The sequence below is a fragment of the Syntrophobacterales bacterium genome, from assembly GCA_031274925.1.
In the GTDB taxonomy this organism is placed as follows: Bacteria; Desulfobacterota; Syntrophorhabdia; order Syntrophorhabdales; family Syntrophorhabdaceae; genus PNOM01.
In genome coordinates, this window is record JAISPL010000023.1 from 48,184 (window position 1) to 70,548 (window position 22,365).

General features: G+C 48.0%; 21 protein-coding genes. 3 read left to right on the forward strand and 18 right to left on the reverse strand.

What is annotated here, in order from left to right; all coding sequences use genetic code 11:
* Nucleotides 1-6: 6 nt before the first annotated feature.
* From pheT to LBQ00_03875, 9 genes are all read right to left on the reverse strand, one after another.
* A complete protein-coding gene (gene pheT / locus LBQ00_03835) occupies nt 7-2,391 on the reverse strand; it encodes a phenylalanine--tRNA ligase subunit beta (GenBank protein MDR2017991.1) in 2,385 nt (794 codons plus the stop codon).
* A 9-nt stretch (nt 2,392-2,400) separates the two neighbouring features.
* The gene (gene pheS / locus LBQ00_03840) at nt 2,401-3,411 is read right to left on the reverse strand and encodes a phenylalanine--tRNA ligase subunit alpha (protein ID MDR2017992.1); all 1,011 of its coding nucleotides are present in this window, start codon (nt 3,409-3,411) and stop codon (nt 2,401-2,403) included.
* Between the two features lie 100 nt (nt 3,412-3,511).
* On the reverse strand, nt 3,512-3,883 hold the full coding sequence (rplT, locus tag LBQ00_03845; GenBank protein ID MDR2017993.1) for a 50S ribosomal protein L20: 372 nt from the start codon (nt 3,881-3,883) through the stop codon (nt 3,512-3,514).
* Nucleotides 3,884-3,901: 18 nt separating this feature from the next.
* On the reverse strand, nt 3,902-4,099 hold the full coding sequence (gene rpmI / locus LBQ00_03850; GenBank protein ID MDR2017994.1) for a 50S ribosomal protein L35: 198 nt from the start codon (nt 4,097-4,099) through the stop codon (nt 3,902-3,904).
* Between the two features lie 10 nt (nt 4,100-4,109).
* A complete protein-coding gene (gene infC / locus LBQ00_03855; GenBank protein MDR2017995.1) occupies nt 4,110-4,634 on the reverse strand; it encodes a translation initiation factor IF-3 in 525 nt (174 codons plus the stop codon).
* A complete protein-coding gene (gene thrS / locus LBQ00_03860; protein MDR2017996.1) occupies nt 4,631-6,349 on the reverse strand; it encodes a threonine--tRNA ligase in 1,719 nt (572 codons plus the stop codon). The genes infC and thrS overlap by 4 nt, the downstream gene beginning before the upstream one ends.
* Before the next feature lie 220 nt (nt 6,350-6,569).
* Nucleotides 6,570-6,758, reverse strand: coding sequence for a hypothetical protein (locus LBQ00_03865; protein ID MDR2017997.1), 189 nt, complete (start codon nt 6,756-6,758; stop codon nt 6,570-6,572).
* A gap of 51 nt (nt 6,759-6,809) precedes the next feature.
* Nucleotides 6,810-7,163 (reverse strand): hypothetical protein, encoded by a 354-nt coding sequence (locus LBQ00_03870; GenBank protein ID MDR2017998.1) that lies wholly within the window; start codon nt 7,161-7,163, stop codon nt 6,810-6,812.
* 275 nt (nt 7,164-7,438) lie between these two features.
* On the reverse strand, nt 7,439-7,903 hold the full coding sequence (locus LBQ00_03875) for a hypothetical protein (GenBank protein MDR2017999.1): 465 nt from the start codon (nt 7,901-7,903) through the stop codon (nt 7,439-7,441).
* An 843-nt stretch (nt 7,904-8,746) separates the two neighbouring features.
* On the opposite strand from LBQ00_03875, the gene LBQ00_03880 reads away from it, so the two are divergent.
* From LBQ00_03880 to LBQ00_03890, 3 genes are all read left to right on the forward strand, one after another.
* On the forward strand, nt 8,747-9,262 hold the full coding sequence (locus LBQ00_03880; protein MDR2018000.1) for a CvpA family protein: 516 nt from the start codon (nt 8,747-8,749) through the stop codon (nt 9,260-9,262).
* A gap of 409 nt (nt 9,263-9,671) precedes the next feature.
* The gene (locus LBQ00_03885; protein MDR2018001.1) at nt 9,672-10,463 is read left to right on the forward strand and encodes a cation transporter; all 792 of its coding nucleotides are present in this window, start codon (nt 9,672-9,674) and stop codon (nt 10,461-10,463) included.
* Between the two features lie 727 nt (nt 10,464-11,190).
* Nucleotides 11,191-11,532: a hypothetical protein gene (locus LBQ00_03890; GenBank protein MDR2018002.1), complete on the forward strand. Its 342-nt coding sequence runs from the start codon at nt 11,191-11,193 to the stop codon at nt 11,530-11,532.
* Nucleotides 11,533-11,610: 78 nt separating this feature from the next.
* Here the strand turns inward: LBQ00_03890 and LBQ00_03895 are convergent, their stop codons facing one another.
* The 9 genes from LBQ00_03895 to LBQ00_03935 form a co-directional block, all read right to left on the reverse strand.
* Complete coding sequence (locus LBQ00_03895) at nt 11,611-12,273, reverse strand: TMEM165/GDT1 family protein (GenBank protein ID MDR2018003.1); 663 nt, start codon at nt 12,271-12,273, stop codon at nt 11,611-11,613.
* A gap of 184 nt (nt 12,274-12,457) precedes the next feature.
* Nucleotides 12,458-13,474 (reverse strand): aspartate-semialdehyde dehydrogenase, encoded by a 1,017-nt coding sequence (locus LBQ00_03900; protein ID MDR2018004.1) that lies wholly within the window; start codon nt 13,472-13,474, stop codon nt 12,458-12,460.
* Nucleotides 13,471-13,968 carry a 3-isopropylmalate dehydratase small subunit gene (locus LBQ00_03905; protein ID MDR2018005.1) on the reverse strand — a complete coding sequence of 166 codons (498 nt, stop codon included), beginning with the start codon at nt 13,966-13,968 and terminating at the stop codon, nt 13,471-13,473. The genes LBQ00_03900 and LBQ00_03905 overlap by 4 nt, the downstream gene beginning before the upstream one ends.
* A gap of 60 nt (nt 13,969-14,028) precedes the next feature.
* Nucleotides 14,029-15,291, reverse strand: a complete 1,263-nt coding sequence (gene leuC / locus LBQ00_03910) for a 3-isopropylmalate dehydratase large subunit (protein MDR2018006.1) — start codon at nt 15,289-15,291, stop codon at nt 14,029-14,031.
* Nucleotides 15,292-16,821: a 2-isopropylmalate synthase gene (locus LBQ00_03915; GenBank protein ID MDR2018007.1), complete on the reverse strand. Its 1,530-nt coding sequence runs from the start codon at nt 16,819-16,821 to the stop codon at nt 15,292-15,294.
* Entirely contained in the window at nt 16,785-17,864 is a 1,080-nt protein-coding gene (lpxK, locus tag LBQ00_03920; protein MDR2018008.1) for a tetraacyldisaccharide 4'-kinase, read from the reverse strand. The genes LBQ00_03915 and lpxK overlap by 37 nt, the downstream gene beginning before the upstream one ends.
* A 511-nt stretch (nt 17,865-18,375) precedes the next feature.
* Complete coding sequence (locus tag LBQ00_03925) at nt 18,376-20,472, reverse strand: glutamine synthetase III (protein ID MDR2018009.1); 2,097 nt, start codon at nt 20,470-20,472, stop codon at nt 18,376-18,378.
* A 392-nt stretch (nt 20,473-20,864) separates the two neighbouring features.
* Entirely contained in the window at nt 20,865-21,140 is a 276-nt protein-coding gene (locus LBQ00_03930; protein MDR2018010.1) for a 4Fe-4S dicluster domain-containing protein, read from the reverse strand.
* Nucleotides 21,137-22,365 (reverse strand): FAD-dependent oxidoreductase (locus LBQ00_03935; protein ID MDR2018011.1); only part of this gene is annotated, 1,229 nt, incomplete at its 5' end. The genes LBQ00_03935 and LBQ00_03930, both read right to left, overlap by 4 nt.

The window sequence follows — 22,365 nt, forward strand, 5'->3', positions numbered from 1 at the left end:
TCCTCCTTAGGTTCTCAACGTTACGCCTTTTATATTTGTGAGTTCCTTAATGATAGTCTCCTGCAAATTGTTTACCGTCTCATCCTTCAGCGTATCTTCATAAGATTGGAACACTACTCTGAGGGCGATGCTCCTCGTCTCTTTCCTGAACATATCAAATACTCCCACATCGCGGATGAGAGGCGATACGTCTCTGATGATCCCCATGAGACTCGTTACCGGAACAGCATCCTCCACGTAGAACGAGAAATCCCTTGTTGCCTGAGGATAGCGCGGTATCGGTTTGCATTGTACTTTCAGTGCGCCTCTTTCAAGAAGTATATCAAATCTCAGTTCAGCGCAATAAACTTTTTGTTCGATGTCGTAAGACTTGAGCACGTCGTCTTGCAATTCCCCGATCCAACCCGCTTTCACGCCGCCTTCAAGGATCACGTCTCCTGCACGGCTCACGTTGAGGAAGGGCTCATTGCTCCTCTCAAGGGAAAATACAACACCGAAACGCTCCATGAAACCTTCCAGAACACCTTTAATATCGAAGAAATCATATTCCGGCACCGGCTCCCTCCAGAAATACTCCCGCTCCTTGCCCGTCATCAGGAAGGCGACCGAGGAGTATTCATGGGGTAGTTCGTTTTCGTTGTCCGGAATAAATACCTTGCCCATTTCGAAGAACCTCAAATTCTTCCGACCTCTGTTGATGTTATATGAAACGGCCCGCAAAATCCCCGGGGTCATAATGGTTCGCATGATCGCATAGTCTTTTGCCAAGGGGTTCATTATGGTTACAAAGGAGGACCTTTCGTCTTCGGTCGGGAGGAGTAAGCTCTCCACATCGTTGACGCCGCAAAAACTGAAATTCAGGAGTTCGAAAAAACCCGCCGAAATAAGGTAATCCTTCGCCGCTGCCACGGGAGTATCCCGTTCAGTCCGCTTCTGAGGCTGCACCGTGATCACTGGCATGGTCGCCGGTATGTTATCATAACCGTGCATGCGCGCCACTTCTTCAATGAGGTCCATATACTCGACGATATCGTGTCTGAATGGCGGAATGGAAAGCGTCGCCTTTCCGTCCTCTTCTGTAGTGACGAAGATATCGATGGATTGGAGGGAGCTGACCACTTCCTCCTGTTTTATCGGTATCCCTATAATCTCGTTGATCTTGGAGAAGCTCACGGAGATTGTCCTTTTCTCCGCTCTCTCGTATATCTCCTGTTTCCCTCTTACAACCGTGCCACCCGAGATAGTGTTCATAAGATAGATCGCCCTCTCAGCGGCAAAGCCTGTGTTATCAATATCGATGCCCTTTTCGAACCTGAGGGACGCTTCCGAGCGTATCCCCAATCGTCTCGCCGTCTTCCGTATATGCATGGGATTAAAAAAAGCACTTTCCAGCGCTACATTTTTCGTATCCTCGCTGATCTCGGAATTTTCTCCGCCCATAATACCCGCCACTGCAACAGGGCCGTCGCCGTCGCAAATAAGAATATCCCCCGTGGCAAGACTGCGGTCTTGTCCGTCAAGGGTTCTGAACTTCATCGCTCTGTCCGCAACCTTTACCTCAATCTTCCTGCCTCGTATTTTCTCATAGTCAAAAGAATGGAGTGGTTGGCCGAGCTCCATCATGATGTAATTGGTCACATCGACAATGGAGTTTATGGGTCTCATCCCGGACTTCAGTATCCTGTGCCTCATCCAGAAAGGTGAGGGCACAATGGAGATACCGTTAATCATGCGGAGCACGTACCTGGGGCATGAGGCAGTGTCGAATATTTCGAGGGATATATAATCCTTTACGTTTCCCTCTCCCGGAGCAAGTTTGAAGTCGGGAAGTTTCGCCTTCTGCTTCAGTATGCTACCCACTTCCCTCGCAATTCCGTACATTGAAAGGCAATCGCCCCGGTTCGGTGGCACGTTGATGTCATAGACTACATCCCTCATACCCGGTACATCAGCAAGCATCGTCCCCACGACAAACTCTTCGGGAAGAATAAATATACCGGTATGGTCGTCCGATATTCCGAGTTCCTTCTCAGAGCATAGCATCCCCAGAGACTCGACGCCTCTTACAGGCCTTTTCTCAATCACAAAACCGCCTTCAAGCGTCGCGCCCACCTTTGCCAGGGGCACCTTGTCTCCTACGGCAATATTCGTAGCGCCACAGACGATAAGGAGCGCTTCGGATCCAGTATCCACTTTGCACAACGAGAGTTTGTCTGCTTTCGGGTGTTTCTCAATCTCGACAATCCGGCCTATCACCACATCATCAAAGGAAGGTTCAATGTTCTCAACTGATTCAACTTCAAGCCCTCTCATGGTAAGGTTCGACGCCAATTCGTGGGGTTCCATCTCAATTACCACGAACTCTTTCAACCACTCAAATGGGATTCTCACGATAGTACCTCAGAACTGGCTAAGAAATCTTGTATCGCTATAGTAAAACTGCCTTATATCATCTATTCCGTATTTGAGCATGGCGATCCTTTCGACACCCATGCCGAAGGCAAACCCACTCACCTCTTCTGGATCATATCCCACGCCGCGCAACACCTCCGGATGCACTATGCCAGATCCGAGGATCTCAAGCCAACCCGTCTCCTTGCAAAGCCGGCAACCTTCCCCCATGCATATGACACACCTGATGTCTATTTCTGCTGATGGCTCGGTAAAAGGAAAGTAGCTCGGCCTGAACCTGATGGGCATGTTACCCCCGAACATCTCATGAATGAAAACCGTAAGCATTCCTTTCAGGTCTGAAAACCTGACCCCCTTGTCCACCATAAGTCCTTCCGTCTGGTGGAACATAGGCGTATGGGACACGTCCTGATCGCATCGGTAGACTGACCCGGGAGATATAATCCTCACTGGCGGAGGTTGAGACTCCATCACTCTCACCTGCATAGGCGATGTGTGGGTACGAAGCACGACCCCCGGCTTGATATAAAATGTGTCCTGCATGTCTCGCGCGGGATGGTCGGAAGGGATGTTGAGCGCCTCAAAGTTGTAATGCTCTGTCTCAATATTCGGTCCTTCGGCCACGGAGAAGCCAAGGGAGGAAAAAATCCTTATTATTTCATCAAAGGTCTGCGTGATAGGGTGCTTCCTGCCCATAACAGGTCGCTTTCCAGGCATGGTAATATCTATCCATGATCGCGCCTGTTCCCTCTCTTTCTCCTCCAGGGCAAACTTTTCCTCAATCTCGCCAAGGCGCACCTCGGCAGCCGTTTTGAGGTTGTTTATCTCCTTACCAAAGGTCTTTCTCGCTTCCTTGTCCAGAGACCTCATGCCTTCAAGATACTCGGCGAAGAACCCTTTTCTCCCGAGGAGTGACAATTTCATGGTTTTTAGGTCCTCGGCAGTCCTTATCGACAATATTCCGGTCTCTACCTTCTGTCTCAGTTCTTCGATATTCAAAATGCACCTATGGGATAAACAGGTGGGCCCTGCCTGCTCATGATAAAAATACCGGAAACCAATCGGATCCGCCAAGCAAAGGGTCCGCCCTCCGGATTCCTTATGCTGATGACTGCGCCACCACCACGTCTTTGATCTTCTTAATCACGTGTTCAAATCCTGTCGGATCGTTCACGGCCATATCGGCGAGAGACTTGCGGTTAAGTTCTATATTGGCAGACTTCAATCCGTTTATGAACCGGCTGTACGATATGCCGTAGGACCTACATGCCGCATTTATCCTGACGATCCATAAGGATCTGAATTCTCTCTTTCTCTGCTTTCTTCCGGCATACGCATATTTCAGCGCTTTGAAGACCGCGCGCTTGGCAACACTGTATGTAGTTCTCCTGCTCTCATACATACCTCTTGCCAGCTTTAATATCTTTTTCCTTCTTCTTCTTGCCTTTACTCCTCTTTTCGCCCTTGGCATCTTAAACTCCTCACATTGTTATAAATAGGGTATCAGCGATTTGATCCTTTTTGCATCGGTCGGATGGACGGTGTCGGACCGTGACAGCCTCCCTTTCTCTTTTGGTGATTTGGAAGAAAGGAGGTGGCTGTGAAAAGCTTTGGACCTCTTAATCTTTCCCTTTGCGGTCATTTTGACCCGCTTCGCTAATCCCCGGTGCGTTTTTACTTTAGGCATCTTTCCCTCCTTATACCGGAGCGAAAACCATAACGATGTTTCTTCCGTCAAATTTTGGTTTCTGTTCCAGGTCGCCTATATCTCTCAAAGACTCTATTATCTTTTGGGCCATCTTTTCCCCCATATCGACATGAAGGACCTCCCTGCCCTTAAACATTATAATTATCTTGACCTTGTCGCCCTCTTCAAGAAAATCCCGTATGTGCCTTATTTTGAACTGGAGATCATGTTCCTCTATCTTAAGGCCCAGTTTCATTTCCTTGAGCTGGATTATAGTCTGTTTTTTCTTGGCCTCCGCCGTCTTCTTGGCAACCTGGTACTTGAACTTCCCATAATCCATTATTTTGCATACCGGCGGTGCCGCATTCGGTGACACCTCCACAAGGTCCAGTTCCTGTTCCCTCGCCATCCTAAATGCGTCCGACGTAGCAACAATCCCTAACTGAGTTCCGCCTGCATCAATCAATCTCACTTCTCTTGCTCTGATCTTCTCGTTAATGTTAGCTTCTTTACTGTCCTTTGCTATGGAGCTCACCTCCTGGATATATTTTCTTCTTTTACTCTGGCTATGAAATCCTTTAGTTCAATGTTCTTAAGCTCGCCGCCGTCTCTTATGCGGACGGAAACCACGTTGGCTTCTTTTTCCTTGTTGCCGACTACTATGGTATACGGAATCTTCCGTACCGCGCTCTCCCTTATCTTCATACCGAGCTTCTCGTTGCGCATATCAAGCTCTGCCCTTATGCCTTCGTCGATCAGACGCCCATAGATACCTTTTACGTACTCCTCCTGCTCGTCTGTAATATTCAGTATAATTACTTGGACAGGGGAAAGCCAAACAGGAAAACGGCCGCGGTAATGCTCAATCAATACCCCGATGAACCTCTCTAGGGCTCCAAGTATGACCCTGTGGAGCATCACAGGCCTCTTGCGTTTGCCGTCACTATCCACGTAATGTAGATCAAACCGCTCAGGAAGGGCAAAATCACACTGGATGGTGGCACACTGCCACTTCCTACCTATGGCGTCCTTCAGTTTTATGTCAATCTTCGGGCCATAAAATGCCCCGTCGCCTGCATTAATGTCATAAGGCAATCCCTGGTCGTCGAGGACATCCTTGAGGACTTTTTCGGCTTTATCCCAGTCCTCAATTGTTCCGATGAATTTTTCCTCCGGCCTCGTCGATATCTCCATCTCGAACTCAAAATTGAAGATCCTCATCACGTCCTGGACAAATTCGATAATGGCCACAATCTCGGAATGGAGTTGGTCCTGCCTTAAAAATATGTGGGCATCGTCTTGGGTAAACTCTCTCACCCTGAGAAGTCCGTGGAGCACACCCGATTTTTCATGCCTGCATACCGTGCCAAGCTCAAAGTATCTCAGCGGCAGGTCGCGGTAACTCCTTATCTTCGATTTATAGACCATGATGTGGGAGACACAGTTCATCGGTTTGATGCCGTATTCCACCTCATCCACCTTGGTAAAATACATGTTCTCTCTATAGTTCTCGTAGTGGCCCGACTTCTTCCACAGGTCCACTTTTAGTATCTGGGGTCCTACGACGAACTGATACCCTCGTTTCAGATGCTCCTTCCTTTCGAAATCTTCAAGCAAGTATCTCAGCAAGGCACCGTTTGGATGATAGATAACGAGACCTGCGCCCACTTCATCTGATAAGCTGAACAATTCCAGCTCCTTACCAAGCCTCCTGTGGTCCCTCGTCTTCACTTCCTCTATGAAATTGAGGTATTCCTTAAGGGCCATCTCGTCATGAAACGCAGTCCCATAAATCCTTGTGAGCATTTTGTTCTTTTCATCACCCCTCCAGTATGCACCGGCAAGGCTCAGAAGCTTGAACGCCCTAATCTTCCCTGTTGAGGAAAGGTGAGGCCCTCTGCAAAGATCGACAAACCCCTCCTGTTCATAAATACTCACTTCTTCATCTTCTATGGCATCAAGAAGCTCAAGCTTGAAGGCTTCGCCCATCTTTTTAAATATGTCACGCGCTTCTGCCTTCTTTACGACTTTCCGGACTATAGGAAGATCTCTCTTCACAATCTCCTTCATTCGTTCTTCAATTCTGGGGAGGTCTTCCTCGGTAAAACCCGGTTCGTAATCAAAATCATAATAAAAACCCATCTCAATGGACGGACCGATCGCCACCTTAGTTTCAGGAAACAGTTCTCTCACAGCCTGGGCCATGAGATGAGAAGTGCTATGCCGCAATATTTGAAGGTCTTTTTCCATATAAGCTCTTTCTCCCGGAACTACGCAAGCAATTGAGATACCGGGTCCTTGGAATTAAATCAGGAGATATTATTACCATTTTTATCTTTTCCTTGTCAATTCTTATAGTTAACTCTTTTGAAAGAAAAATGGCGACCCTAATACTCTACCCTTTTCTTCTCTTTCCAGTTCCTTAAAAAATCAATGCCGCAAGCTAGAGGGTGGATGCCATCATAATAAGTCATCCTGCAGTCCTGAACACCATACCTACCGACTTGCAATAATCGACGATAAGGGGCGCGAGAGAATAATTCCAGTCGTGTCCTCCACCACCGACAAGGGACAGTGTCACCTCCTTCGCACCGGCGGCATAGACGCCTACATTGAGAAAATTCTCCCCGAACCAGAAAACCGTAAAAACTATACTCAAGGTCTCGTCTCTGCGTCAAAAATTTACAAACACAATTACCAGTATCAGAAGCTACGCCAGAGCGCCACCCCACACGCCCAAGGTTCCACCAAAGAGACCGAAAAAAATGTGGCTGAATTCATGGAAGGGTAGGTTCACATAATTCAAGGAGCAGAAACCCATCGTGTCGGCAAGTTCGTATATCCAGAAAAGAGCGAAGACCAAGAAAGAGTGATGGTCTGAACTCTTGATACCGTTCATACGGATAATACCATAGACGCTTTCGAGCATCATTTCAAGGAATTTCGTCCAGCATGATAGAAAGGAGGTGAGGCAATGGACAGCATTGTAATCTATGGACCAAAATAGGCTATTCTTTCTATCATAAAACGTGGCCGTAAAATTACCGATATAAAACGTATACACTTAAGTTTCAATCTTGTGTTTCCTTCCTTACTCTTGGATCTTGAAAGAACATGGTGTAGCCACGAACTGGGAATAAACACCTTACAGGGTTGACTCCCAAGCGGGCTTTTTCAAAGGGACTTGTATCCTTACAATCGCCCCAGTTCGCCTCAATAAGAAACTGCCTTCTTATACTCAATCGTGAAAACCCTTGCTTTATTAATTCCTGATCACTTTTTCCCATATGGCTATCTATAATTATTCCTCATATATTGTATGTATGGGGGAATGATAGATTAGGTTAGGGAGTAGGGAGGTTGTTTTGGTGGCTTGATTACGAGGTTTTTCAGGCCGTGGGTTTCAAACTCCTTTTCATATTTTTCAATGAAGGGTTGTTCCTTGGCAAGATGCTCTTCGGGAGACATGCGGGCGATACCCCGCTCGCTGTATTTATGGTCCATATCCCTTCTGGCTAGGTTGTAGATGAGTTTCTCCCAGAAGGTAAAATCGTCATAGCGTTGAATCAGACCTTCTATCTCTGGACTCTCTTCAAATTTTTTAGAGGGAGAGCATTTCCCCTCCTCATCATAATAATTGACGTAATGCTCAAGGCCAAACTTTTTTGCCAGTGAAAAGACATATCCCTCAATAGTGTCAAAATCTGTCTCCGTGGACTCCTCCGTGAATCTCACCATCCAGTTTCCAAGATATACAGCCTTCAATAAAAGTTCGAACTGCTCCTTAGTAAAGTCGATCTTCATGGAAACCTCTTTTAGATTTTATTTTGCATAGAGCCTATTCGCATTATTTTACCACTTTTTCCGGACCGATTGCTATACCTTACCTCCCTTCCCCATGCCCAACCTGACACATCTCTTCCTTACATAACATAGCCATCGCTCTTGACAATCATCAACAAGAGTTCAAACTAAAAAGATGAGTTGCGATAAGCAATACCATCAAAGGGCGACGGAATATGGCGGGACCAAGGAAGTAACACAGATTCCAGGAGTGGGTGATCAGCGAGCGTAAGTACCGACCAGCTGGTATTATTGCGGTGCAAACAGGAACTTACTCCATAGACAACTGCCTGTTCTCCCGAGGCACCCTGTTTACTTCATCTTTCGATCTCGTTCTGTCTGAGTGTTTTCAAATATAGGAGCTATAAGATTAAGAGTGGTGATTTTCTTGGTACTGAAAAACTCTCCTCTTTTTTTGTTCAAGACGCGCCTGATGCGTCTTCCGTCATCTATGAGCTGAATGCACATAATGTATACCGACTCTCGCTCGGATGCCCCTCATATATGCGGGACTGCGAGGGAACATTCAGGATAGTCGGTTCAAGAAGCGGAGATGGAAATTATCTACTCATGGTACCCGCTTGAGGGACAGTAAACATGTGGCCATCCCGGAGGAATACCTGCCGAAGAATTATATGGCCCCCGATCTGCGGATTACCCATGTCGATGATTGCGAGGAAAAGGCGGAAAAACGACATCCTCATTTCTTGCATCCTTGCCATGGCCTGCGTTAGACTACCAGTTAGACGCAAAGTGCCAAAGGCACTTACAGCGGAAAAGTCATAACCGGAGGTGGCCACGGATATGTTTGACATTATCGTCCTTGCAACTTTTGGGATACTCACCATAATCGGATGGTGGAAAGGTCTGGTAAAGCAGCTTTTCGGCCTCGCCGGTATGATTGGGGGGTTCATGCTGGCCATGAAGTATTACCAGCCGACCTCGAAGTTCTTGGCAAATATCCATTCGGGCCCTGCCAAAACAATAAGTTTCGTCGCCATCTTCCTCACCTGCGTTATCGTTGCCATTCTCATGGGGCGAGTTATGGGAAAATTTGTTTCCGATGCGAACCTAGGGTTCATTGACAGAACGGGGGGGGCGGTCCTCGGTTTTCTGAAAGGATGCATTGTCGTTTCCGTTTTGGTAATCATACTCACTACCTTTCTCTCTCCGGACAACCACCTTTTTAAGCAATCAGCGACCATCAGGCATATCCGTCCCATGGTCGCTACATTAAAGAAAGTAACTCGCGGAGATATCAAGGCCAAATACAACGAAAAAATAGGAAACGAAAAGTCTCAAGACCCGATGGAAAAATGAGCGGCGCTTGACAGAAATAGTAATGAAACTTGAACGCCCACCCACTTATGACCTGGCCTTTATTTCTTCTAGGTAACCCTTGCGACTTGACAAACAGGGTCTTTGAGTTAAAAGTCGACAGCTATGCCGCCGAACAGGCCTTTTGTGTGGAAAAAAACTGGCGATATCGGCGTTGAGATTGACAGAACCAGTCTCCGGTACTTTCGAGAAGTTGTCGAATGTTATGGCCGCCTTTTCCGCGAACTGCCTGGGGTCGGTTGACATTATCCACACATGTGGGGACGGGCAGCCCCGGCGTTTACCACGCATGGCGCCGCATCTTTCCACGTTCGCCAATTATGTAGTAGAAGTCGCTTTCCACATATGATAAAGAAATAGAAGCACCCGTACGAAGGCGGGTTGGAAAATTATGCAGAAAACGATCTTCACCATATCTAAGATGGATTGTCCTTCGGAAGAAGGGATGATACGGATGAAGCTGGAAGGGATGGACAATATTCTTTCCCTGCAGTTTGACATACCTGAACGCACGCTTGAGGTATTTCATACGGGCAGTTATGACGGCCTCCTCGCGGCCCTCAACAGTCTCCATCTCGACACCAAGTTCGTTTCCTCGGAACAGACGGACATGGCGGACACGGAACACCATCTTGAGGAAAGGCGCGTTCTCTGGCAGGTCCTCGCCATTAACTTCCTCTTTTTTGCCCTCGAGATTTTTACCGGTTTCATCGCCGGATCAATGGGTCTCGTCGCCGACAGCCTGGATATGCTGGCGGACAGCGTTGTGTATGGACTTTCTTTGTTTGCCGTGGGGGGAACTACCTCGCGCAAGAAAAAGATCGCCGGAGCGGCTGGTTATTTCCAGTTTGCCCTAGCACTTTTAGGGTTTACGGAAGTTATCAGGCGTTTTCTCGGATACGGAGAAACCCCGGACTTCCACATCATGATCATTATTTCCATTCTCGCCCTCGCAGGCAACGCTATCTGTCTCTATCTCCTCCAGAAATCGAGGAGCCGGGAGGCTCACATGCAGGCAAGCATGATCTTCACGTCTACCGACGTTATCGTGAACCTCGGCGTCATCACGGCAGGCGTCCTTGTCTATCTTACCGCATCGAGACTACCCGACCTGATTGTAGGGACACTTGTTTTCTTGCTTGTGACAAGAGGTGCATACAGGATCCTGCAACTCTCGAAGTGACCAGGCCGTGCGTCTTCTTTTTTACGATTCTACTGGAAGCAGTATCTATCAGTTCCTGATTTCTGTTGTCCAGGACCGGGACACACCAGGTGTACCTTTCCCCTAGACCATTGTCGAGTGGGGTCATGCCCCATCCTTCTTGCCGCGAAAACGAGAACAAGGCTGCGTGCGCAAATTTCATTGTATGCTGGCCTCTTTTTGTCAGACTGGAATGTATTTCGCCGATAAAGATAAAACAGGTCTTGGGACTCCGCTTCACAAAGAGCGTGAAAGTTTGCCGAAAAGGTTTCTTTTCTGCTCCCCCAAAAACCGGACGGCAGCGAGGTTTGATTCCTCCATAATTCCATGCTCGTTGAAGGCCAGGTAGCCAAGGGCACAAAGTCGTAACGATCAGCGTGCCGCAACCGTAATTGGAATAGACTATCGTACGACTGTTTTTACCGCAACCTTCCGCCACAGAATATGAGAAGACTCACGATGAAGATGTAAGAGAGCGTGGACATGACCGCCCTTCCTGAAATGCACCATTCTTATCGCCCGTGATAGATTCTTTATTACTCACCACTATTTCATGGGACGCCTTTTATATATGATAATACGCGAAGAAATAGTATTCCATCTTCTTTCGTGACATAGAAAGATGGCATATTGCCACTTGAGGTTCATCCTTGCAAAAAAACTAAACTTCCCATATACTTATTGGTAAGTTTGAGGGAAGGAGGTATCCATGGCCCTGATTGATGATCTCAAGAAAAAGGCGGAAGAAGGGCTCAAAACCTTAAAAGAGACTGCACAAGATTTCGCTTTCAACGTAGAAAAACAGGCTACAATCGGAAAAAAGAAATACGTGGATATATCCAAGCTTCAGCGTGGCGTCCAGAGTCTTCTGGCAGAAATAGGCGAGTATGTTTATGACGAGATAACCTCAGGAAGAAGTCTCACTAAAGACGACCCTTACGTCACGGAAAGAATAAACCAGATTACAGCCATGAAATCCGAAATAGACACTATTGAAAATGAAATCTCCGAGATCCAGCACAAACAGTCCCCCAAGAGGAAGTCCGAATAGGACGTCATGGTAGGCCCGCGATACTTTTGCCTTAGGTAACACCGGGCGCTCACGAACCGTCGACAAGTCCGTTTCGTTCTATTTCTCTGCGGAGTCCTTGGCTTTTCCCAAACGCGCCACTCCATAAATCAGGACCAAAAGAAGTGCGGAACAGCAGGTGATCACAGCCGGGGTCCAGTAGTGTTTTGGCGTCGCCCCGTAAAGACCTATTATCCCAAAGGCAATAAAGATCGTGGCGGCAAACCATTTTACGGCCCTCTCCGGGATATTTTTTCCAAGAACGATCCCCACGATAATGCCGATAGCGTCGGCAACGAGCATACCGGAGGTAGTTCCCAGCCATACCTGTACCACGTTCGTATATTTTGTCGCGAGGGCCACTGTGGCAAGCTGGGTCTTATCTCCCATCTCGGCGAAGAAAAACGCCACTGCAACGGTCCAAAAGGGGCTGAAGCTGAATCTCTTGTCTTCATCATTGAGTTTGTCCCCCCTTAAAGTCCAGAGGCCAAAGAGTATGAAGGACGCCGCAGCAACGATCTGAACATAGTGGAGTGGAACGACATTGGTCAGGTAATGTCCCGCAAGAGCGGCGCAGAGGTGATTCGCAAGAGTGGCGACAAGTACCCCCCACATAACGGTCTGCCAACGGTATCTCGATGCGAAGGCCATAGCCAGAAGCTGGGTCTTATCTCCCATCTCGGCGAGAACCACAAATAATAATGATGCAATGTAGGCAGTCATACTATTCATCCTCTTAAGGGCAAAAAACGAAACCTTTAATAATGATTTTCTTCAGTCACTCTATTAAGATCTCGTTAATTGGTTCGCACTACCGGTAAGGCCAACCAGAGGCCAGCATGTTGACCTTACCTTTTCAACTACTCCCATTGAGAAACGTATATCAGCTTCTATTTCTATCCAAGAACTAAAGATATTTCTTGATCAGTATCTCCGCAACTTGCACAGCGTTAAGGGCAGCGCCTTTCCTGATGTTGTCGGCCACAACCCACATATTGAGTCCGTGAGGAACCGATTCGTCCCTTCTTATCCTCCCCACGAATGTCGCGTCGCGACCTACCGCATCTATGGCCAGAGGGTAGCGTTTCTTCGCCGGATCATCAATGACTTTCACGCCTGGGGCTTTTTTGAGAAGATTCCTTGCCTCGTCCGGGGTAAGGTCTTTTTCCAATTCCACGTTCACCGACTCGGAGTGACTGTAGAATACTGGCACCCTTACCGTCGTTGCCGTTACGGCAATGCCTTCATCTTCCATGATCTTCTTTGTCTCGTTCACCATTTTTATCTCTTCCTTGGTATATCCGTTATCAAGAAAGACATCTATATGTGGAAGACAGTTGAAGGCTATCTGGTGTGGATACACCTTCTTCTCGATCGGTTTGTTATTATAAATGGCAAGCACCTGCCGCTCAAGCTCGTAGATCGCCTTTTTCCCAGTCCCAGATACCGCCTGGTACGTGGAGACCACTACCCTCTTGATCTTTGCGGCATCGTGGAGAGGCTTCAAGGCAACCACCATTTGGATTGTGGAGCAGTTAGGATTCGCTATGATGCCCTTCTTGGTATAGTCCTTTATCGCATGTGCGTTCACTTCCGGGACGACGAGAGGGACGTCGGGGTCCATTCTCCACGCACTCGTGTTATCTATCACTACACATCCGCTCGCAGCCGCGATAGGGGCAAATTTCTCACTTATGGAGCCTCCAGCTGAAAACAAGCCTATCTGAATATCCTTGAAAGAATCTTCCTTCAGTTCCTCTACGCCTACCTCAATACCTTTAAATGTCAACGTCTTCCCTATGCTACGGGAGGACGCGAGAAGAGTCAGCTTTTTCACCGGGAACTTCCTTTGTTCAAGGGTCGCCACCATTTCGTTTCCCACAGCGCCTGTGGCTCCCACGACAGCTACATTATATTCTTTCATGCTACTTCCTCCAGTTGCTTTTTGAGATATTTTATGAGTCCACCTTCATTGATAAGTTCCACCATAAAAGTTGGGATCGGTTTTGCCCGGATTTCTGTCTTCTTACACTTTATAATGCCCGATGTAATATCAACTTCAATCTCCTCACCTTCTTCGACGAAATCCGCAAGATCGGCCTCAAGGAGCGCCAGTCCTTTGTTAAATGCATTTCTGTAAAAGATCCTTGCAAAACTTTTCGCTACGACCAAAGATATGCCAAGAGCGGAAATGGCAATCGGGGCGTGTTCCCTGGAGGAACCACATCCGAAATTGAGGCCCGCCACAATAATATCACCTTTCTTTGCTTCTCTAGAGAACGATGGGGCTATCGGCTCCATGCAATGTTCTCCTAGTACCGTCGGGTCCGTTGAGGCTAGGTAAATCGCTGGAATAATAATATCCGTATCTATGTTGTCTCCGAACTTCCAGACCCCCCCTTTCAGCACAGTTTTCATTGTAACTCCTTTTTTTCTATGAAATTTGAACTTTCAATCTGTAGGCAACGATCCGGTGGTTTAAGACACGTCTTCCGGAACTGCAATGGCACCTTTGATCGCACTCGCGGCAGCCACAGCCGGCCCCGACAGATAGACTTCACTTTCGGGATGTCCCATTCTCCCGATAAAATTCCTGTTTGTTGTCGCCACCGCTCTTTCTCCCCTTGCAAGGATACCCATGTGGCCGCCGAGGCAGGGTCCGCACGTAGGCGGGGAAATAACGCACCTCGCGTTCAGAAAAATATCGAAGTAGCCCCTATGCATTGCCTCCGCATACACCTCGGGTGTGGCGGGAATAACGATGCATCTCATATTGGGAGCGACTTTTTTCCCTTTCAATACTGATGCAGCAATCTCGAGGTCCTCAATCCTGCCGTTCGTACACGAGCCAATTACTACCTGGTCGATAGCAATATCTTTCAGATCCGCCGCATCTTTCACATTGGAAGGCAGGGAAGGACAGGCTACTTTCGGCCCAATTGTGCTCACATCAATTTCGATAACCTGCCTGTAACGTGCATCCTGATCGCTCCTGTACACCTTCGGCGGTCTTTTCCCGCGCTCTTTCACGTAGGCCAGGGTCTTCTCGTCCACATTGAATATACCATTTTTCCCGCCTGCCTCTATGGCCATGTTCGCTATGGTAAAGCGGGATTCCATCGAGATGGCAGAAATAGCTTCACCATCAAACTCCATTGCGGAATAAAGGGCACCGTCAACACCGATCATCCCGATAATATGGAGTATAAGGTCTTTCCCGGTAACCCATTTCCGCCACTGCCCGTGGCAGATAAATTTTATGCTTTCCGGCACTTTGAGCCAGATTCGTCCAGTTACCATTCCATACGTCAAATCCGTGCTTCCCACGCCGGTGGAAAAAGCGCCGAGGGCTCCATACGTACACGTGTGGCTGTCCGCACCGATCACCACATCACCTGGGACCACAAGACCCTTTTCCGGAAGAAGTGCGTGCTCAACACCGCATTCCCCGCCCTCATAAAGGTGCTTGATGCCGTAAGTTTTCGAGAACTCCCGGATAATCTTGCAGTTCTCCGCCGACAGGATATCTTTGGTCGGTGTGAAGTGATCAAGAACAAAGACCACCTTCTCTGCATCAAATACCTTTTTCGCGCCTGATTTATGAAACTCCTCAAGGGACAAGGGTGCGGTGATATCATTTCCTAGGGCCAGGTCTATCCTCACCTCTACAATCTCACCCGGTTCCACATGGTCTCTGTCCGCGTGTGTGGCAAGTATTTTTTCCGTGATTGTCATCCCCATTTAAACACCCTCAACCTTTCTCTTTTTTACGTATTCCAGCTTATTCAACGCATTGACGTACGCCTTCGCACTGGCAACTATAATGTCCGTATCAGTCCCTTTCCCTATAACAGTAGAACCCTTCTCTTCTATCTTCACAAACACTTCTCCTTGGGCATCCATATCCTGTGTGATTGAGTTCACGGAAAACTTGAGGAGCTTGCTGTTCGTCTTTGCCAGCTTCTTGATAACCTTATATGTTGCATCCACGGGTCCGTCCCCGAACCCTACGTCCTGCAGTATGGCCCCTTCAAGCTCAAGTTTCACCGTGGCTGTGGGTATGACATTGTTTCCACATGTAACATTGAGATAGACCATCTTGATTTTCTCTGGCACTTTATAAATCTCGTCCATGATAATCATCTCAATGTCTTCATCGTACACATACTTCTTCATATCCGATAGGGTCTTAAACCGTTTGAAAGCCAGGTTGATTTCGGAATCGCTGAAAGCGTAGCCCATTTCCTCAATCCTCTCCCGGAATGCATGCCTCCCCGAGTGTTTTCCAAGGACGAGAGAACTTTTCGTGATACCCACCGATTCCGGCTTCATGATCTCATATGTAAGTTTGGACTTTAACAGCCCGTCCTGATGGATGCCCGATTCATGGGCAAAGGCGTTAGCACCGACTATCGCCTTATTCGCCTGGACAGAAGCCCCTGTAATGGATGTGATCAATTTGCTCGTTGGGTATATCTTCTCGCTTACGATCCCCGTGTCAAGGAAAAACACATCTTTCCTCGTACGCAGTATCATGGCTATCTCCTCAAGGGAAGCATTTCCCGCTCTTTCACCTATACCGTTAATCGTGCACTCAATCTGGCGCACTCCGTTCTGAATCGCGGCGATGGAGTTCGCAACGGCAAGTCCCAGGTCATTATGACAGTGTACGCTAATTACCGCCTTATCAATGTTAGGGACGTTGGTTTTGATATAGCGGATCAACTCGCCAAACTCGGCAGGTACCGCATAACCCACCGTATCCGGGACGTTGACTGTCACCGCGCCCGCGTCTATAACCTCGGCAAGAATCCGGCACAGATAGTCCCGGTCGCTTCTCGTCGCATCCATAGCTGAGAACTCAACATTGGAGGTATACTTCTTTGCCCTTTTCACTGCATCAACCGCGATCTTCAGTATCTCATCCCTCGTCTTCCGGAACTGATGCTTCAGGTGGATGTCGGAGGTAGAGATGAAGGTATGAATCCTAGGTATAACGGCATTCTTGATTGCCTCCCAGGCCCGGTCGATGTCCTCGTTATTAGCCCGCGCGAGACCGGCAATCTCACACTTTTTTACGCTTTCAGCAATCAGTTTGACTGCCTCGAAATCGCCTTCTGACGCTATGGGGAAACCGGCTTCAATGATATCGACGCCAAGGATCTCCAACTGTCTGGCCACCCTCAGCTTTTCAGGGGTATTCATGGTATTGCCCGGGGACTGCTCCCCGTCCCTCAATGTCGTATCGAATAAAAAGACTCTCTCTGCCATATCTCCCTCTTTAATTTATTCTGTATCAGTTCAAACAGTTCCTGCTCCCTCTCGATCTGGATCGTTACCGCGAGATAGAAGAAGTTGTCCGGAACTTCCATGGCCATTATCTTCACCGCATCTTTTTCCGTAGTGACCACGAGGTCGATTCCTCCGTACGAGGCAATCCTTTTCACTTCCACTTCCGTGTATCCGTGATGATCGGGATAGCATGTCTCATATACCACGTCAGCCCCCAAGTCGCTGAGCAAGTTAAAAAAAGAACGATTATCTCCTAGCCCTGCAAACGCGGCAACACGTTTCCCTTTAAGAAAATCGTAATGAACTATGCCGTCAAATTTCATGTTGTATAAATACGCCGGCTTATACCTCATCCTGTACGTCGGTATCTCATCCGTATACGCCCTCATATCCTCGTCAAGATCACCCTTGTTTACCAAGATTATGTCGGCATCCCGTATCCTCTCGAGGGGCTCCCTGTACGGACCAAGAGGAAAGAGCCCACGGGAAAACTTTCCTTCGCTCCCATTCAGAACAAGCACCTCAATGTCCTTCTCAATGTTTTTGAGCTGAAAGCCGTCGTCAAGAACCGCAAGGTCAATAGGGAACATTTTCATTCCCATGTCGATCGCTTCTGCCCGGTTACTTCCCACGAGCACAGGCACCTGTGTGTTCCGTGCAAGCATGTACGCCTCGTCTCCCACATCGTGGGCCGTATCCCTTTTCGTATCTACGAGGAAAGTACCCTTCTTCTTTCGCTTATAACCCCGTGTTGCGATTGCGGGACGAAAACCAGCCTCTTTGAGCATTACAGAGATCTTCTCCACTACTGGAGTTTTTCCTGTTCCCCCAAGGGTAACGTTCCCGACGCTGATTACGGGAATAGCCACCCCTACAACGGGGACCCAACCGAGGTCGTATATCCTCCTTCTTGCATCAAGGCATACCTTGTATACCTTTGAAAGAAGGAAAAGAGGTACGTACAAAAGCCACTTCGTATGCTTTGATTCCCCGTTCCATATTCTGATTATGATATTCCTCATCTAACTAACATGATTATACCAAAAGCAGGGTCAAAAATCAAAGTCTATCACACCTTTCGGTCTGATTCCGAGTAATACGGCCCGGTTGATCGCATACGCGGACAGCGCACACCGGGAAGCCAGCACTGAACAATCGTCAAGTCGTCCCATGGCATCAATTAAGATAGATGACCGAATTCTGGTGGTAATTTATGACAACATGATCCCGGATACACATGACGCTTTCATCCAGGCTTTATAAAATGATCATTCTGGTCGAAGAGTGGTATGGCGGAGGGACAGGAGCTATACTATATATATTATCCTGGGGTTTAAGTTTGTCGAAGACAGCCGGTGTCGCTACTTACTATCTCGGCGACGGCATATACAAACAAATCTCATACAACCGTCCGCCTGCATGCTTTCCAATACGTATTGCGGAGAGCCGCTTGCGCAAGGCACTTTCAGACACGAGCGATCTGGCGGCCCTTGAAGATTGCAGCGTAAGGCGCAAAAAAACGGCCAGGCTCTATTAAAGTTTAAACAACAAGTCGGCGTATGTCGGCATGGGCCACATATCTTTGGGCACCAGCATCTCCATAGCGTCTATATCGGCACGTAACGCCGCCATAGCGGTCATAACCTTGTCCCGGTAGGCTTCCGCCTGTTTCGTGATGCCGTCTGTACCCGCTGCCATCTCCACCGCTTTCTCAAGCTTCCCCAAATTCCTGTAAGACGATATAAGCGCTGCATTCAGTTTCTTCAGTAAATCGGCCTGGACAGAAGCAGGGACAGCGGCGGCTTTGAAGCTGGCCAAGGAATCCGCCAGGAAGGTCGCATATTCGAGTCCGGCAGGTATCAGCTGTCTCTTTGCCATGTCAATTGATACTAATGCTTCGATATTGATCTGTTTTGCATAGGTCTCTACATATATATCGTAGCGGGAATGGAGTTCTTTGTGTGAAAAGACGTCATATTTCTCAAAAACCTTGAGCGCCTTCGGAGCAATGAATGCCTTCAAGGCGTCAACAGAGTTTTTTACGTTGGGTAAGTCCCGTTTTTCCGCTTCCTTGGTCCATTCGTCAGCATAGTTGTTGCCGTTAAAGATTACTCGATTATATTTCTTGTATATTTCCTTAATGATGGCCGCCGCTTCGACATTCTTGTCTTTTGCTTTTTCAAGGCGTGTGGCAATTTCATCCAGAGCCTCTGCCGCGATAGTATTCAGGGTTACATTTGATCCCGCGATTGACTGAGCAGAGCCGACCATCCTGAACTCGAACTTGTTGCCCGTAAAAGCAAACGGCGAGGTTCTGTTCCGGTCCGTATTATCTCTCGGGATTGCGGGCAGCGTGTCAACACCTACAGTTACAAACTGCGCCCCTTTGGTGGATATCTTCTCGCCTTTCGAAATTTTCTCCAGTATATACGTCAATTCTTCACCCATGAAGATGGAAATTATGGCCGGCGGGGCTTCGTTGGCGCCGAGACGATGATCGTTACCGGCGGTCGCGCATGTAGCCCTCAGGAGATCAGCATGGGTATCGACTGCTTTGATCATTGCTGATATGAACAGAAGGAATTGAACATTTTCGCTCGGAGTGCACCCCGGATCGAGCAGATTGATCCCGTCATCAGTGGAAAGCGACCAGTTGTTATGTTTGCCAGAGCCATTGATCCCCGTATACGGCTTCTCGTGAAGAAGGCATACGAGGTTATGACGCAGGGCAACCTTCTGCATAGTTTCCATGACTAACTGGTTATGATCCGTCGCAATATTCGCAGTGGAAAACACAGGGGCCATTTCATACTGGGCGGGAGCCACTTCGTTGTGCTGGGTTTTGGACGTAATACCCATTTTCCATAATTCCATATTGAGGTCGGTCATGTAATCGGAAACTCTGTCTTTTATGGCGCCAAAATACTGGTCTTCAAGCTCCTGTCCCTTGGGAGCTGGTGCGCCGAAAACGGTCCTTCCCGCAAGCATGAGATCAATCCGCTCCAGATAGAACTTTTTATCCACCAGAAAATATTCCTGCTCAGGACCAACGGTGGAGATTACTTTGTTGGATGTTGTATTTCCCAAAGCCATGAGGACCCTCATGGCCTGTTTGGAGACGGATTTCATGGACCGGAGAAGGGGTGTTTTCTTGTCCAACGCCTCACCGTAATAGGAGTAAAACGCCGTCGGAATCGTGAGTGTTACGTTGCCCGCTTCGTCTGTTTTCAGAAATGCAGGGGAGGTGCAATCCCATGCGGTATATCCTCTCGCCTCAAACGTGGCGCGAAGCCCTCCGCTAGGGAACGATGATGCGTCTGACTCGCCCTGAATCAGCTGCTTGCCTGAAAACTCTACGAGCACGCCGCCGTCGTTAGTAGGAGAAATGAATGAGTCGTGTTTTTCCGCAGTAATACCGGTCAATGGCTGAAACCAGTGCGTATAATGGGTTGCCCCCTTCTCAAGAGCCCAGTCCTTCATGGCATTGGCGACTACGTCGGCAACATCCGGCCTGAGTGGCACATCCTTCTCAATTGTTTCCTTCAATGCTTTGTAAATCTGTTTTGGAAGTCTTTCTTTTATTGTTTTATCGTTAAAAACGTTAGAACCAAAAATTTTTGTAAGCTCCATAAGTCCCTCCTTCTGTAGAATATATACCTTAATGCTCCTGTTTCCCTCACCGGAATCGCCAAAAACCATATTTCATATTTCGGAAGGGCGGGCGCTTGCCCTTACCACTGCAACGTGACACATAAGCAGACACAATCCGGCCCGCAACAAAATCTCAGTGCTGAAAAATCTTAGAAATCGATGGTTTGAACCGCTTTGTTTGATATTCTGAAGCCTCTACGAGGACATCAAGGGCAGAATAATATACCCGCACCCCGATGTGCGAATTACTATTATAATACTACAAGTAAAAAAAGGATGCAACATGTTAATTTCTCTCCCCTCATGTCTCTCCCGGCTAGACTTGATCCTCTTCGTGTTTGAATCGGTAAAGCCTAAAAGGAGGGGCAAAATCAACCGTAGCGGTACTGGACGCCATACTCCCCCTTCGGATAACTCCACGCAAGGGCCCCTTCTGCACAGGCAATGAGGCAAGTACCGCATTCAAGACATCCCGCATATTCCACCATAATCTCGTTGTTTTCTTCGTTTCGGGAGTAGAGATGGGCAGGGCAGACAAAGAGGCAGGGGCTAAGTACGCATCCGAAACAGATGGTATGATTTATGATGATATGGCTCTCTTTATCGGTTTTGAATGCGTCTATGGCAAGTTTTTCGTCTATCTTCATATGTTCCTGATCCTATAAAGGTCTTTAAGTCTTTTGAAGGAGAAGAGGTCGGAAGATTTGAGTATCCTGAAGAAGGTCTCCTTCGGATCTTTCCCGAACCACATGATCTTCTCAAGAAGATCGGGGAAGGATTTGGGATAGAGGGAGAAAAGGGCTTCGTTCTCAAGAAAGGAAGGCATGTTCTTAAACGAGGCAAGGTCTTTCAAAACAAAAGTTTCCTTCAATTTCTGTTCATAGAGGGAGAGGCTCTCCGCAGAGTAGTCGTTTTTCTCTTTGGCATGTATGATTGTCTCTGCGGCGATGATACCCGAGGCAACAGCGAACTCCATGCCCCGTACTGTGGCGCCCATGTTGAAAGCAAGCCCTGCGGCATCCCCGGTGAGAAGTATGCCTTGGGCATAGAGTTTCGGGATGTTGTTATATCCTGCTTCGGGGATCACGTGGGCAGAGTATTCAGCCAGGACGCCGTCCCGGATGAGGGGTTTTATCTCCGGTCTTTCCTTGAAGGCATCCATTAAGGTATGGGCCTCCATAGATCGGGACATGAGGGCTTTTATGCCTACCACGAGACCTAAGCTTATGCTCTTTTTATTGGTGTATAGAAAACCTCCACCGAACATCCCTTTGGTCACATCACCAAGGAAAAGTTGCGCTGCTCCATGGGAGGCATCAAGGTTAAAGCGATCCTCAATCTTCTCTTCAGGGAACTCAATCACTTCCTTGATACCTACAGCGTAATTTTTAGGAATGAGCTTCTTTATGAGGCCAGCCTTTTGAGCCATGAAAGAGAGGGCGCCGTCGGCGGCGACTACTACTTTGGCGGGGATCTCTTCGTTGCCTATCCTGACCCCGGTTACTCTGTTATTGTCAAAGAGAAGATCGTCAACCCGGTACTTTGGGATGACAAATACACCCTTCTCCATGAGCCTCTCTGAAAGCCAGCGGTCCAGGGTGGAGCGGAGTACGGTATAGCTGTGCTCCTCTTTTTCAAACCTGTCAGACGAGAGGTTGAGTGTCAGGGAGTTGCTGTCGCCTAATAGACTCCACCGTTCGCTTACCACTTTCCTCTCAAAGGGGGCGTCTTTGAGCATATCCCTTGCGAGGCCCTCCACAGGAAGAAGATAAATCCTGCCACCCGTCACGTTCTTGCTGCCAGGAAAGTCACCTCTTTCAAGGACGATGACCTGGAGATTGTTCTCTGCAAGTTTATACGCGCAGGAGAGTC

Excerpts from the sequence above, each read along its gene's own strand:
- rplT (MDR2017993.1), bottom strand. The coding sequence starts at position 3,883 with ATGCCAAGGGCGAAAAGAGGAGTAAAGGCAAGAAGAAGAAGGAAAAAG.
- leuC (MDR2018006.1), bottom strand. The coding sequence starts at position 15,291 with ATGGGGATGACAATCACGGAAAAAATACTTGCCACACACGCGGACAGA.
- LBQ00_03890 (MDR2018002.1), top strand. The coding sequence starts at position 11,191 with ATGGCCCTGATTGATGATCTCAAGAAAAAGGCGGAAGAAGGGCTCAAA.
- LBQ00_03925 (MDR2018009.1), bottom strand. The coding sequence starts at position 20,472 with ATGGAGCTTACAAAAATTTTTGGTTCTAACGTTTTTAACGATAAAACA.
- lpxK (MDR2018008.1), bottom strand. The coding sequence starts at position 17,864 with ATGAGGAATATCATAATCAGAATATGGAACGGGGAATCAAAGCATACG.
- LBQ00_03895 (MDR2018003.1), bottom strand. The coding sequence starts at position 12,273 with ATGACTGCCTACATTGCATCATTATTATTTGTGGTTCTCGCCGAGATG.
- LBQ00_03885 (MDR2018001.1), top strand. The coding sequence starts at position 9,672 with ATGCAGAAAACGATCTTCACCATATCTAAGATGGATTGTCCTTCGGAA.
- LBQ00_03915 (MDR2018007.1), bottom strand. The coding sequence starts at position 16,821 with ATGGCAGAGAGAGTCTTTTTATTCGATACGACATTGAGGGACGGGGAG.
- LBQ00_03880 (MDR2018000.1), top strand. The coding sequence starts at position 8,747 with ATGTTTGACATTATCGTCCTTGCAACTTTTGGGATACTCACCATAATC.
- LBQ00_03930 (MDR2018010.1), bottom strand. The coding sequence starts at position 21,140 with ATGAAGATAGACGAAAAACTTGCCATAGACGCATTCAAAACCGATAAA.
- thrS (MDR2017996.1), bottom strand. The coding sequence starts at position 6,349 with ATGGAAAAAGACCTTCAAATATTGCGGCATAGCACTTCTCATCTCATG.
- LBQ00_03905 (MDR2018005.1), bottom strand. The coding sequence starts at position 13,968 with ATGAAAACTGTGCTGAAAGGGGGGGTCTGGAAGTTCGGAGACAACATA.
- LBQ00_03900 (MDR2018004.1), bottom strand. The coding sequence starts at position 13,474 with ATGAAAGAATATAATGTAGCTGTCGTGGGAGCCACAGGCGCTGTGGGA.
- rpmI (MDR2017994.1), bottom strand. The coding sequence starts at position 4,099 with ATGCCTAAAGTAAAAACGCACCGGGGATTAGCGAAGCGGGTCAAAATG.
- LBQ00_03875 (MDR2017999.1), bottom strand. The coding sequence starts at position 7,903 with ATGAAGATCGACTTTACTAAGGAGCAGTTCGAACTTTTATTGAAGGCT.